This is a genomic window from Mycobacterium sp. DHQP2018-32-09 (assembly GCF_058148405.1).
On sequence record NZ_JBYVYK010000009.1, the window covers coordinates 37,788 to 50,243 of the forward strand.

Annotated in this window: 12 protein-coding genes and 1 other RNA gene; 9 read left to right on the top strand and 4 right to left on the bottom strand. The window is 71.1% G+C overall.

Features of this window, described 5'->3' with window-relative positions:
* The first annotated feature begins 258 nt into the window (after positions 1-258).
* The 4 genes from AC30CM_RS06610 (at position 259) to AC30CM_RS06625 (ending at position 4,742) form a co-directional block, all read left to right on the top strand.
* Entirely contained in the window at positions 259-1,638 is a 1,380-nt protein-coding gene (locus AC30CM_RS06610) for an MBL fold metallo-hydrolase (protein WP_490116038.1), read from the top strand.
* A 76-nt stretch (positions 1,639-1,714) separates the two neighbouring features.
* The gene (locus tag AC30CM_RS06615) at positions 1,715-2,089 is read left to right on the top strand and encodes a YidH family protein (RefSeq protein WP_490116039.1); all 375 of its coding nucleotides are present in this window, start codon (positions 1,715-1,717) and stop codon (positions 2,087-2,089) included.
* Positions 2,086-2,406 carry a DUF202 domain-containing protein gene (locus AC30CM_RS06620; protein ID WP_490116040.1) on the top strand — a complete coding sequence of 107 codons (321 nt, stop codon included), beginning with the start codon at positions 2,086-2,088 and terminating at the stop codon, positions 2,404-2,406. The genes AC30CM_RS06615 and AC30CM_RS06620 overlap by 4 nt, the downstream gene beginning before the upstream one ends.
* 446 nt (positions 2,407-2,852) lie before the next feature.
* Positions 2,853-4,742, top strand: coding sequence for a glycoside hydrolase family 5 protein (locus tag AC30CM_RS06625; protein ID WP_490116041.1), 1,890 nt, complete (start codon positions 2,853-2,855; stop codon positions 4,740-4,742).
* A gap of 9 nt (positions 4,743-4,751) precedes the next feature.
* On the opposite strand, the gene AC30CM_RS06630 is transcribed toward AC30CM_RS06625, so the two are convergent.
* The 3 genes from AC30CM_RS06630 to AC30CM_RS06640 are packed head-to-tail and all read right to left on the bottom strand — an operon-like array spanning position 4,752 to position 6,779.
* Complete coding sequence (locus tag AC30CM_RS06630) at positions 4,752-5,627, bottom strand: SURF1 family cytochrome oxidase biogenesis protein (protein ID WP_490116042.1); 876 nt, start codon at positions 5,625-5,627, stop codon at positions 4,752-4,754.
* Positions 5,627-6,139 carry a low molecular weight protein-tyrosine-phosphatase gene (locus AC30CM_RS06635; protein ID WP_490116043.1) on the bottom strand — a complete coding sequence of 171 codons (513 nt, stop codon included), beginning with the start codon at positions 6,137-6,139 and terminating at the stop codon, positions 5,627-5,629. Before AC30CM_RS06635 ends, AC30CM_RS06630 begins: the two co-directional genes overlap by 1 nt.
* Positions 6,132-6,779, bottom strand: coding sequence for an HAD-IA family hydrolase (locus AC30CM_RS06640; RefSeq protein WP_490116044.1), 648 nt, complete (start codon positions 6,777-6,779; stop codon positions 6,132-6,134). The genes AC30CM_RS06635 and AC30CM_RS06640 overlap by 8 nt, the downstream gene beginning before the upstream one ends.
* A 30-nt stretch (positions 6,780-6,809) precedes the next feature.
* Between AC30CM_RS06640 and AC30CM_RS06645 the strand changes: the two genes are divergently transcribed.
* Genes AC30CM_RS06645 through AC30CM_RS06655 form a run of 3 tightly spaced genes read left to right on the top strand, consistent with a single transcriptional unit; the run spans position 6,810 to position 9,792 of the window.
* Positions 6,810-7,943, top strand: coding sequence for a Nif3-like dinuclear metal center hexameric protein (locus AC30CM_RS06645; protein ID WP_490116045.1), 1,134 nt, complete (start codon positions 6,810-6,812; stop codon positions 7,941-7,943).
* Positions 7,940-8,677, top strand: coding sequence for a zinc ribbon domain-containing protein (locus tag AC30CM_RS06650; protein ID WP_490116046.1), 738 nt, complete (start codon positions 7,940-7,942; stop codon positions 8,675-8,677). Before AC30CM_RS06645 ends, AC30CM_RS06650 begins: the two co-directional genes overlap by 4 nt.
* On the top strand, positions 8,674-9,792 hold the full coding sequence (locus AC30CM_RS06655) for a bifunctional RNase H/acid phosphatase (protein ID WP_490116047.1): 1,119 nt from the start codon (positions 8,674-8,676) through the stop codon (positions 9,790-9,792). The genes AC30CM_RS06650 and AC30CM_RS06655 overlap by 4 nt, the downstream gene beginning before the upstream one ends.
* Before the next feature lie 7 nt (positions 9,793-9,799).
* On the opposite strand, the gene AC30CM_RS06660 is transcribed toward AC30CM_RS06655, so the two are convergent.
* The gene (locus AC30CM_RS06660; RefSeq protein ID WP_490116048.1) at positions 9,800-10,375 is read right to left on the bottom strand and encodes a helix-turn-helix domain-containing protein; all 576 of its coding nucleotides are present in this window, start codon (positions 10,373-10,375) and stop codon (positions 9,800-9,802) included.
* Between the two features lie 47 nt (positions 10,376-10,422).
* Here AC30CM_RS06660 and AC30CM_RS06665 point away from each other — a divergent pair, with 47 nt between their 5' ends.
* Positions 10,423-12,012, top strand: a complete 1,590-nt coding sequence (locus AC30CM_RS06665) for an FAD-dependent oxidoreductase (RefSeq protein WP_490116049.1) — start codon at positions 10,423-10,425, stop codon at positions 12,010-12,012.
* 35 nt (positions 12,013-12,047) lie between these two features.
* Positions 12,048-12,452: RNase P RNA component class A (gene rnpB / locus AC30CM_RS06670), an RNA gene on the top strand.
* The last annotated feature ends 4 nt before the right edge of the window (positions 12,453-12,456 follow it).

The window sequence follows — 12,456 nt, forward strand, 5'->3', positions numbered from 1 at the left end:
GTTGGCATGGCAGCACTCGAGCGTGCGCTGGCAGGTGCTCGCCGACGGTGCGAGACGTCCCGGTATCGATGGCTAAAGGGGCGAGGGCCCCGCCTACGTCACTCTGGCCCAGACGGCCCAGACGGTGGTGTCGGCGGCCGACGCACCCCGCGCTCCACGCGCTCCCACGGGTGATGCCAGAGGGCCCTAGGCGGGTCCACGGCGGCGACTCCACAGTGAACGTTCACCGTTCGGACCAGGCGACGATGGAGGAGCGACGTGAAGTTCGTCCAGTACTACCTGGACTGCCTGTCTCAGGCGTCCTATCTCATCGGCGACGAGACCACCGGTCGGGCCGTGGTGGTCGACCCGCAGCGCGACGTGTCCCAGTATCTCGACGACGCGACCACCTTCGGACTCACCGTGGAATTGGTGATCGAGACGCACTTCCACGCCGACTTCGTCTCCGGGCACCTGGAGTTGGCGAAGGCCACCGGCGCGAAGATCGTGTACTCGTCGGTGGCCCGCGCCGAATTCGACGTCATGGGTGTCGAGGACGGCGAGCGGTACTCACTCGGTGACGTGACCCTGGAGTTTCGGCACACACCGGGGCACACTCCGGAGTCGTTGAGCATCGTCGTCTACGAACACCCCGACGACACCGTGCCGTACGGCGTGCTGACCGGTGATGCGCTGTTCATCGGAGACGTCGGCCGGCCGGACCTGCTGGCGTCCATCGGGCACAGCCGCGAAGAGCTCGCCCACTGCCTCTACCGCTCGCTGCACGACAAGCTGATGACCTTGCCGGCTGCCACGCGTGTCTACCCCGCGCACGGCGCGGGTTCGGCGTGCGGCAAGAACCTCTCCACCGAGCGCTGGTCGACGATCGGCGAGCAGCTGGAGACGAACTATGCGCTGCGCACGCCGGACGAGGACACCTTCGTCCGGTTGATCACCGGTGGGCAACCACCGGCGCCGGAGTACTTCGGGTACGACGCCGTGCTCAACCGCAAGGCGCGCGCCCTGCTCGACGAAGGCGCTGCCCCGCCGCCGATGACGTACTCCGAGGTCCGAGCGGCCATGGCCGCCGGGGCGGTGTTGATCGACGGCCGCGGCCCCGAGGAATTCGCCAGGGGCCACCTGCGCGGTGCCGTCAACGTCGGCCTCGACGGGCGTTACGCGGAGTTCGCCGGCTCCGTCGTGCCCGCAGACGTCGACATCGTGGTGTGCACCGAGCCGGGACGAGAACTCGAGGCGAAGATCCGGTTGGCGCGCATCGGATTCGACCGGGTGGTGGGCTACCTGGCCGCACCGGCCGAAGCGATGCTCGGCCACCAGGAGGACGTCGAGCGCGCCTCGCGGTTGACCGCCTGTGCCCTCCGGGAACGCATGGCCATCGTGGCGAACCTGCAACTCATCGACGTCCGCAACCCAGGGGAGGTCGAGGCGGGCGCGATCGCCGGCGCCGTCAACATCCCGATGAGCCAGTTGCCCAGCCGTATCGCAGGTCTCGACCCCCAGGCGCCCACGGTCGTCTACTGTGCGGGCGGGTACCGCTCCTCGGTGGCCGCGAGCCTGTTGCGACAGCACGGGTTCGGGGACGTCAGCGACGTGGTCGGCGGTTACGCAGCCTGGCGCGACACGGTAGGGGAGCCGTGAATGACGGGTCGCCGGACCCGCGATGATGCAGACTGCGTGGGATGGACTCGCCCAATGCACATTCGAGCCGTCCCTGATGCGGGGACGACGCCGGTTGCCCCTACGTGAGGTCGGCAGCGACCCGGACTATCGCTTCACGCTGGCCAACGAACGCACGTTCCTGGCATGGCTGCGCACGGGCCTCGCGCTGCTCGCGGGTGCCGTGGCACTCGCCAGCCTGGTGCACGACTTCGGGCCCCGCCCGTTGCGGCTGGCGATCATCGCCGCGCTGCTCGTCCTCTCGCTGATCGTCGTGGTCGGCGCCTACGTGCGGTGGGACCGGGCCGAACGGGCCCTCCGCGAGCAACGCCCGCTGCCGGCCGACCCCTTGCCGAAGGTGATCGTGGCGGGGGCCGCGATCGTCGTCGTCGCCGCTGCGGTGCTGGTGCTGCTCGCCGAGGCAAGGACGTGACCGAACCGTTCGACGGAGGCGCGCAGGCCGAGCGAACCACGTTGTCCTGGCAGCGAACGGGTATCGGGGCGTTGGCGATCGGAGCCCTGCTCTGCCGGTGGCACATCGCTGCGGGCCGATCGCCCTGGCTGCCGGTGCTGCTCGTCGCCGTCGCGGGTCTGGCGGTGCTCACCCTGGTGCCCGCGCGCTACCGCACGATCATGCGCGACGTCCGCAGCGGCCGCTCACCGCTGCCTCGCGTCGCGGTGCCCGCCGCCGCATTGAGCGCGGCCGCCGTCGTGATCGGGGTCGCCATCGAGGTGTTCCTGCTCGCCTGAGCGGTTGCCGTACCGCTGGCGACCGAGGGTCGGTTACCTGCAGTTGTTTGCCATTAAAAAGGTCAACACTCGTTCACCGATAGGGACGACCGACGTTTCACGATCAATTCCCCGACGTTTTGCCTAAAAACCTCAAATTTTCAAGTAGTGGCTCTTGGCAAACGCAATACATGGTCCGGCAATATTGTCGACGCAACTATTCACCGCCATCGACAGTTTGCTGAAATTTCATGATTGGGGAACGAAACGCGGATGCCGACCGTCTAGTTTGTAGTAAACGTGCACTTCAGGACGTTTTTACTTGCGTGTCACGTGATTGATCTTCGCCACCCCTGGGAATCGCACTGAACGTAGGAGGCTTCGGCGGGGCGGGGCCGGATGATCAGGCGAAGGCAAGGGGATGTGCCATGCGGCAAAGTGATAATGGTTCGGTTCGAGCGCCGATCGTGAAGGTATTCGTCGCGGGAATGACGACGGTGGCGGTCTCTGCGCTCGGCGTGGCCACGTTCATGCCGAGTTTGCGGACCGCCACGATGGACGTCGCGCAGATGGCGGCGATCGACGAGTCGAGCACCACCATCGGGTTCGCCGACTCCGATCTGTACGGGATGACGCCCGCGCAGATCGATGCCGCGCTGGACCAAATGCAAGCGATGGGCGTGAACAACGTGCGCGTCATGGTGCCGTGGGCCGGTGTCGAACCGCTGCCCGGCTACTACAACTGGGCGACGACGGACTACATGATCAACGCCGCCGACTCCCGCGGCATGGGCGTGCTCGCGGTCGTCAACGCGACCCCCTTCTGGGCCGTGGAACCCGGCACCGCACCCATCAGCGGGCGACCGGCCTCGGCCGCGCAGTACGGTGACTTCGTCGGAACCGTTGCCGACCGGTACGCGGGAAAGGTTGGCGCATACGAGATCTGGAACGAGCCGAACGCGGCGTTCTTCTATGGTCCCGAGCCGGATCCGCAGAGCTACACCGACCTGCTCAAGGCGGCGTACCCGGCCATCAAGGCCGCTGACCCCGACGCCACGGTCATCGGCGGTGTCACCGGTTCGGTGGTGGACTACGGCAACATCACCATGAATCCCGTGACGTTCGTCGAGGGCATCTACGACGCAGGCGGGCAGGACTACTTCGACGCGCTGTCGTTCCACCCCTACCTGTACTCGCTGCCGTTCTCGCAAGGGGAGCCCTATCCGGAGTCGCCACTCAGTCAGTTGGAGCGCATGCGCGCGGTGATGGTCGACAACGGCGATGCCGCCAAGACGATCTGGGCCAGCGAGTACGGCGAACCCACCTCGGAGGTCGACGAGCCGACGCAGGCCGCCTACCTGAACGACATGCTGACGACGTGGCGGGACCTCGGGTATACCGGCCCGGCCTTCGTGTGGACGCTGCAGGACCGGGCCACCGGCAGTAGCGATCCCGAGGACACCTTCGGCGTGATCCGCAGTGACGGCACCTGGAAGCCGGCGGCCTACGTCATCCGCGACCTCGCGACGTCGCCGACGACGACACCGGAGATCGCCCGCATGGCCCTGGCGATGCCCGATGTCGAGCAGGCCGCGGCGCCGGCGGATCTGGCCACGCTGGCCAGCCTCGCGACGACGGCGCCGGAGGCCGCCACGGCTCCCACCGCCGCGGCCCCCGCTCCCACGGCGCCGACCGCGCCGGCGTCGCCGCTGGAGGCGATCGCCCAGACCGCCGCCACCACCATGGCCGGCATCAGTCAGGCGGCGGCGCAACAGATCCAGCAGATGAACGAGATGATGGCGACCTCGATGGCGCAACTGGCGGCGACCCAGCCGGCGAGCATTCCGGCCACCATCCCCAGCCTCGACGGCGCGCGGCCCGGCGGCAGCGTCACACCCGCGGTTCCGGCCACACCCGCGGTTCCGGCCACGCCTGCGGTTCCGGCCACACCGGTGACCCGCGGCACGGCCGTCCCGGCGGTTCCGGCCGTTCCTGCGGTTCCGGCCACCCCAGCGGTTCCGGCCACGCCGGTGACCCCCGCCGCGGAGGACGTGGCCGACACCGTGTCGGAGGCCACGGGCCCGCAGTCCGACACCGCGTCAGACCAGGTGCCCGACGGCGACGGCGCCGACCCGGTCACCGCGGGTGCGACGCCCGCGCAGACCGACCGGCAGCAGGCGCAAGCCGATCGGCAACAGCGGCGCCAGCAGGCGCAAGAGCAGCGTCAGCAGGCGCGTGACGACCGCCAGCAGGCAAGGGACGACCGGCAGCAGGCGCGGGCGGATCGGCAGCAGGCCCGCGACGACCGCTCCGACCGGCGGGCGTCCGACCGCGAGCGTCCGCGTCGCGGACGGTGATCGGCAGAATCAGCGGCGACGGCCGTAGCGATCGGCGAGCTTCTCGTCGGTGGTCCGAGGCTTCGGACCCTCGCGCTCGGCCGTCGTCGGCCGTCCCGGCGACGCTGGTGCCGCACCCGCAGCGGCGGGCCGGGACGCGGCCCGCTCGCTCTTGCGTTGCTTGTACTCGGCCCGCACGAAGTACCCCACCCCGAGGGGCGCCACGATGCCGAAGGCGATCCACTGGATGCCGTAGGACAGGAAGGGCCCGGAGTCCAGGTGCGGCAACGGGATGACGCCGAGCCCGCCGGGCTGGCCGTCGACGAGCTGCAGGTAGCCGTCCGTCAGGGGGATGCCCACCAGTGACGAGATCTGCCCGGGGTTGATCGAGTAGACCTGCAGGGCCCCGTCCTGGCGGAACGGCTCCTTGCCGGTGGCCAGTAGTTCGGCGTTGCGCATCCGCGCCGTGATGGTGACGGTGTCGGTGGGGGCAGGGGCGATCGCGGGCACCTTGGAGCCCTCGTCGGGCCGCACGTACCCCCGGTCGACCAGCACCGTGGGCCCGCCGTCGACGGCGAACGGCACCAGCACCTCGAACGCGGCGTCGCCGTCGACCGATCGCAGCCTGGCCAGCACCTGCCCCTGCGGCAGGTACCGGCCCGTCGCCGTCACGCGCTTCCACGTGTCGTCCTGGGCCACCGTCGAATCCTGCCGCGGCAGCAAGGACGTCACGGGAACCGGATCGGCCTTCAGCGACGCGGAGATCTGCGCGTTCTCCCGCGACGTCTTGGTGTTCTTGCCCAGCTGCCACGGCGCGAGCACGGTGAAGCAGAGGTACGCGAACCCGAGCACCACGACGTACAGTGCCAGCCACTGCGGCTTGACCAGGAACGCGAACTTGCGCATCAGCCCACCGCCTCGTCTTCGCCGCCCTCGCTCAACCGCTCGTCGACCCACCGGTGAAGGCCGGGCAGCGCCGCGTCGATCACGGCGAACACGTCCTCGAAGTCCGCGTGCGTGCCGTAATACGGGTCCTCGACGTCCAGCGGGTGGGCGGGGGAGCGGACGTCGAACGACCGCAGCATGCGCAGCCGCTCCGCGGGGACGCCCAGGTCGCTCAGGATGCGTGCGTGATTGCGCCCCATCGCCACCACCAGGTCGGCGGCCAGGTGATCGTCGTCGACCTGGGCGGCCCGATGATCGGTGGGGTAGCCGTGCGCCGCCAGCACGTGTCCCGCGCGGTCGTCGGCGGGATCACCGGCATGCCAGCCCCCGGTACCCGCGCTGCTGACTCGCACCACGTCGGCGAGCCCACGCTCCTCGATCTGCTGGGCGAACATCTTCTCGGCCATGGGGGAGCGACAGATGTTGCCCGAGCACACGAACGTCACGTGCAACGCGCCACCGGAGTCAGACACCCAGCACCTCCCGCAGCTCGGCGACGGTGGCCGCGTGACCGGCCGGCTGGACGGCGCCGGGAGAGCCGAAGTCGTCGGCGCCGTAACCCCAACCGACCACCACCGTGTCGATGCCGTGCGCGGCCGCCCCGAGGACGTCGTGGTCGCGATCGCCGACCATGAGCACGCGGTCGGGGACGTCGCCCAGTTGGCTCAGCGCGTGCGCGATGACGTCGGACTTCGCCGACCGCACACCGTCGGGGCTGGCGCCCGCGACGACCTCGAAGTGCTCGTCGATCCCGAAGTGCTCCACGATGCGCTTGGCCATGGGCTCCGACTTCGACGTGGCGACGGCCAACCGCACTCCGGCGCCGCGCAGGTCGGCCAGCAGCGCCGGGATGCCGTCGAACACCCGATTCATCGCCCACCCCCGCGCCCCGTAGTCGGCCCGGTACGCGGCGATGGCGTCGTCGGCGCGGGCGCCCAACCCCATGCCCGCCAGCGTCAGATGCATCGGCGGTCCCACCACCAGGGCGGCGAGGTCACCCTCGGGGATCTCCGCGCCGATCTCGGTCAGCGCGTGGCGGAAGCTCGACACGATGCCCTCCGCGGAATCGGTCAGCGTGCCATCCAGGTCGAAGATCACCAACTGGGCACTCACCGCTCCATTGTCGCCGACTAGGGTCGTGATGTGGCAAACCGGACCCGCCTCGCCGACGTGATCGCGGTGCTCGACGCTGCCTACCCGCCCGCGCTGGCGCACGACTGGGACGCCGTGGGCCTGGTGTGCGGCGATCCCGACGAACCCGTCGAGTCCGTGACCGTGGCCGTGGACGCCACCGCCGACGTCGTCGCCGACCTGCCGCCGCGCAGCCTGCTGCTGGCGCACCACCCGCTGCTGCTCCGCGGTGTCGACACCGTCGCCGCCGACACCGGCAAGGGGGCGCTGCTGCACCGCCTGATCCGCTCGGGCAGCGCCCTGTTCACCGCCCACACCAACGCCGACGCCGCGGTCCCCGGCGTGTCCGACGCCCTGGCCGATGCGCTCGGCCTGGTGGTCGACGACGTCCTGGCGCCCGACGCCCAGGCCCGTCGCCTGGACAAGTGGGTGCTCTACGTCCCCACCGCCCACACCGATGCCGTGCGCGCGGCGGTGTTCGACGCCGGCGCGGGTACGCTCGGCGACTATTCGCAGTGCAGCTGGACCGTCGCCGGGGCCGGTCAGTTCCTCCCCGGTGCGGGGGCGACGCCCGCGATCGGGCGCGTCGGCGCCGTCGAACACGTCGCCGAGGACCGCATCGAGGTGATCGCGCCCGCCGCACGGCGCGCGGCGGTGCTGGCCGCGCTGCGGGCCGCCCACCCCTACGAGGAACCCGCGTTCGACGTCCTCGAGCTGGCGGACCTGCCGAGCGGTGTCGGCATCGGACGCATCTGCACGTTGCCGCAGCCCGAGACGCTCGCGGCGTTCGTCGCCCGTGTCACCACCGCGTTGCCCGCCACGACGTGGGGCGTGCGCGCCGCCGGTGATCCAGACGCCGTGGTGTCCCGCGTGGCGGTGTGCGGCGGCGCAGGCGACTCGCTGCTGGGCGCCGCCACGGCCGCAGGCGTGCAGGCGTACCTGACGTCGGACCTGCGCCACCACCCCGCCGACGAACACCGCCGCGGGTCGACGATGGCCCTCGTCGACGTGGCGCACTGGGCCGGCGAATACCCTTGGTGCGCCCAGGCGGCCGGCGTCATCAGCCGACGGTTCGGCGAATCGCTTCCGGTGCGCGTCAGTTCCGTGCGCACCGACCCCTGGAACGTGGAGCAGAGAAACACATGAAGGCAGATGCCGCACACCAACGTTCGCTGGCCGAACTCACCGTCCTGGACGCCGAGATCGGCCGGCTGAACCACCGTGCCAAGAACCTGGCCGAGCAAGCCCGCGTCGACGAGGTCGCCCAACAGCACCGTGCCGTCGCCGACCAGGTGACCGCGCTGCGCCTCGCGATCGAGGACCTCGACGCCGAGGTGGCCAAGTACGAACACGAGATCGACGCCGTCCGCCAGCGCGAGGACCGCGACCGCGCGCTCATGGAGTCCGGCACGTTGAACGCGAAGGCCCTGGCCGACGTGCAGCACGAGCTGCAGACGCTGGAACGTCGTCAGGCCAGCCTGGAGGACGATCAACTGGCGGTCATGGAGCGTCGCGAAGGCCTGCAGGCCGACCGCGACGCGCGGCAACGCGACCTCGACGAACTGCAGGCCACGCTCACCACCGCCCAGGTCGAGCGCGACCAAGCGCTCGTCGCCATCGACGAGGCCACGCAGGTGAGCGCGCAGCGACGGACCGAGATCGCCAGCCACGTCGGCGCCGACCTGCTGGCCGTCTACGAACGGCAACGGGCCGGAGGCGGCCCGGGTGCGGGCCTGCTGCAGGGCAGGCGCTGCGGCGCCTGCCGCATCGAAATCGACCGCGCCGACATGGCGCGCATCTCCGCCGCAGCCGCCGACGACGTGGTGCGCTGCCCCGAATGCGGCGCCATCCTGCTGCGCCAAGGAGATTCGCTGACGTGAAGGTCCTCGTCGAAGTCGATGGCGGCTCCCGCGGCAACCCCGGGCCTGCCGGTTACGGTGCCGTCGTGTGGTCGGGTGACCACGCCGACGTCCTCGCCGAACGCCGGGACGCCATCGGCGTCGCGACCAACAACGTCGCCGAATACTGCGGCCTGATCGCAGGCCTGGAGGCGGCCGCCGACGTCGGTGCCTCAGAGGTGGCCGTGGCGATGGACTCCAAGCTGGTGGTGGAACAGATGTCGGGACGCTGGCGCGTCAAGCATCCCGACCTGGTGCCGCTGCACGCGCAGGCCCGCGATCTGGCGGCGCGCTTCGAGCACGTCACCTACGCGTGGATCCCGCGCACCCAGAACGCCCACGCCGACGCCCTGGCCAACGCAGCGATGAACGACGCTGCCGGGCTTGGTGATTCGGCTGCCGTGCCGGAACCCGCGGATGCGCCTGCGGTGGCGCCGACGGGCGCCGAGGCCGCGCGCACGTCGCCGGGCTGGACCGGGGCCCGCGGCGCCCCCACCCGCTTGCTGCTGCTGCGTCACGGACAGACCGAGCTGTCCGTTCAGCGGCGCTACTCCGGCCGGGGCAATCCGCCGCTGACTGACCTGGGCCGTCACCAGGCCGAGGCGGCCGCCGCCCACCTCGCCGAGTCGGGCGGCATCAGCGCCGTGCTCAGCTCGCCGCTGCAGCGCGCGCTCATCACCGCCGAGGCCGCCGCGCGGGGACTGGGGCTCGACGTCCGGGTGGACGACGACCTGATCGAAACCGACTTCGGGGCCTGGGAGGGCCTGACGTTCGGCGAGGCGGCCGAGCGCGACCCCGACCTGCACCTGCGCTGGCTACGCGACACCAGCCTGCCGCCGCCCGACGGGGAGAGCTTCGACCAGGTGGCCGTCCGGGTGCGCCGCGCCCGCGACCGCATCGTGGAGCAGTACGCCGGGCAGACGGTGCTGGTGGTCTCGCACGTGACGCCCATCAAGACCATCCTGCGGATGGCCCTCGACGCCGGGGAGGGCGTGCTCTACCGGCTGCACCTCGACCTCGCGTCGCTGTCCATCGCCGAGTTCTATCCCGACGGGGCCTCCTCGGTGCGGCTGGTGAACCAGACGGCCTACCTGTAGCCGGCCGTCATTCGCGCAGGTGGAACTTCTCGCCGTGCACGCCGAAGATCGCCACGGCCTCGACCGGTCCCTCGACGGTGCCGAACCAGTGCGGCGTCCACGTCGAGAACTCCACTGCCTCACCGGGTTTGATGACGAAGTCGCGATCACCCAGCAGTAGCCGCAGCTTGCCGGAGAGCACGTAGAGCCACTCCTGCCCGTCGTGGGTGGGCAGCTCCTCGGGGGGCGTGCGCCGCCGTGCACTGACCCGGATCTTGAACGCGTGCAACCCGCCAGCCGGACCGCTGCGCGTCAGCGGCCAGTACGTGACGCCGTGGGCGGTGTGCGACGACCCCCGCACCCGCGGGTCGGGTGTCTCGGGTGCGCGCAGCAGGTCGTCGGTGCTGACCGACAGAGCCGACGCCAGCCGGGGGAGGTGGTCCAGCGCCAGCCTGCGCTTGCCGGACTCCAACCGGCTCAGCGTCGACACGTCGATGTCGGCGCGCGTGGCGACCTCCTCGAGCGTCAGCCCGCGCTGGGTGCGCAGCTCCCTGAGCCTGCGTCGCACCCGGAGGTCGACGTCGTCGTGCGCGCTTGCCTGCATGGCAAACCAGCTTGGCATCCGGACGCCCCGGCGGCAAGCTCGATGGCATGGAACACGTTGGCAGGGAACACGGTGGCATGAAGGACGTCTGGGACTGCATCGTCGTCGGAGGCGGAGCAGCGGGGTTGAGTGCGGCGCTGGTACTGGGCCGCGCGCGGCGCCGCACGCTCGTCGTGGACGCCGGTGCGCAGAGCAACCGCGCCGCGCACGGCATCGGCGGCCTGCTGGGCCACGACGGCAGGCCACCCGCCGAGCTCTACGCCCAGGGACGCGCCGAGCTGGGCGCCTACCCGAGCGTCGAGGTCCGCGACGACGAGGTGGTGGGTGGTACCAGGGCGCCCCACGGTTTCGCGCTCGACCTCGCCGACGGCACCGTCGTCCGTGCTCGCACCGTGCTGCTGGCCGCCGGGATGGACTATCGCGCACCGCAGATCCCGGGCATCGCCGAGGCGTGGGGCGTCTCGGTGTTCCACTGCCCGTTCTGCCACGGCTGGGAGGTGCGCGATCAGCCGCTGGCCGTGCTGGCCACCGGTGAGCGCGCCGTGCACTCGGCGCTGCTGCTGCGCAACTGGAGCGACGACGTGGTGGTGCTCACCAACGGCGCGGCGCTCGACGATGGCCACCGTGCCACGCTGACCGCGGCCGGGCTGCGCGTCGACGACCGCGCCGTGACGCGCTTCGTCGTCGCGGGTGACGCCCTGGAAGCCGTCGAGTTCGCCGACGGCCAGCGGCTGGCGCGGCGCGGCGCGCTGGTCGCCACCACCCTGCACCAGCGGTCCCCGCTGGCCGCGCAACTGGGCGCGATCGCGGTACCGGGCCCGGTGGCCGCGGACGCCCTGGTGGTCGACGAGTTCCAGCGCACGTCGGTACCCGGGCTGTTCGCCGCGGGCGACCACGCCGCGGGACTGCCGCAGGTGGCCACGGCCGTGGCGACCGGAAGCCTGGCGGGGGTCGCGGTGGTGCAGACCCTGCTGGCCGAGGAGGTGGGCCTGCCGGTGCCGCCGTGGCCCACGCACGCGCTGCCCGCCCAGGAGTACTGGGAACGGCACTACGGATCGCGCGAACGCATTTGGACCGGACGCGTCAACGCCCGCCTGGCCGCCGTCGTCGCCGACCTGCCCGCCGGCCACGCCCTGGACCTCGGCTGCGGTGAGGGCGGTGACGCGGTCTGGCTGGCCGAGCACGGGTGGCGGGTGACCGCCGTCGACATCTCCGAGACGGCGTTGGGCCGGGCCCGGGCCGAGGCCGACGCCCGCGGCGTCGCGGACCGCATCGCGTTCGCGCAGCACGACCTGTCCGACGACTTCCCCGAAGGCACCTTCGACCTGGTCTCGGCGCAGTTCCTGCACTCCACGGTGCGGCTGGAGCGGCCCACCATCCTGCGCAACGCCGCGGGGGCCGTCGCCCCCGGCGGGCACCTGGTGATCGTCGACCACGGCGCCATGCCGTCGTGGACGACCGGCGTGCCGCACGACCACCCGTTCCCGAGCGCCGAGGAGGTGCTCGCGCAGCTCGACCTTCCCGACGATCGGTGGGAACGGGTGCGGGTGGAGGCGCTCGAGCGCGAGGTCACCGGCCCCGACGGCGCGGCGACGACGCTGACCGACAACCTGATGGTGCTGCGCAGGCGCGCCTGACGGAGCGCCGGCGTGCGGTACCGTTGGCGGGCGGACGAGTTGGCCGGGCGGCCGCGGACACCGGGGGTCACCCCGGTGTTCGAGGAAAGTCCGGACTTCACAGAGCAGGGTGATTGCCAACGGCAATCCGAGGTGACTCGCGGGAAAGTGCCACAGAGAACAGACCGCCACCCCGCCCTCGGGCGGGCGGTAAGGGTGAAACGGTGCGGTAAGAGCGCACCAGCATTCCGGGTGACCGGAGTGGCTCGGCAAACCCCACCCGAAGCAAGGTCAAGCAGGCCGCGATCCGTCGCGGCTGCGCAGGCGCTCGAGGGTTGCTCGCCCGAGCCTGCGGGTAGACCGCTCGAGGCACCCGGTGACGGTGTGTCCAGATGGATGGTCGCCGCCATCCGTCCTCGCGACGGATGGAACAGAATCCGGCTTACAGGCCAACTCGTCCGCCCA

What these genes read in the sequence shown, in the direction of transcription:
- AC30CM_RS06615 (WP_490116039.1), top strand. Translation starts at nt 1,715, where the DNA reads ATGCGGGGACGACGCCGGTTGCCCCTACGTGAGGTCGGCAGCGACCCG.
- AC30CM_RS06630 (WP_490116042.1), bottom strand. Translation starts at nt 5,627, where the DNA reads ATGCGCAAGTTCGCGTTCCTGGTCAAGCCGCAGTGGCTGGCACTGTAC.
- AC30CM_RS06650 (WP_490116046.1), top strand. Translation starts at nt 7,940, where the DNA reads ATGAAGGCAGATGCCGCACACCAACGTTCGCTGGCCGAACTCACCGTC.
- AC30CM_RS06660 (WP_490116048.1), bottom strand. Translation starts at nt 10,375, where the DNA reads ATGCAGGCAAGCGCGCACGACGACGTCGACCTCCGGGTGCGACGCAGG.
- AC30CM_RS06665 (WP_490116049.1), top strand. Translation starts at nt 10,423, where the DNA reads ATGGAACACGTTGGCAGGGAACACGGTGGCATGAAGGACGTCTGGGAC.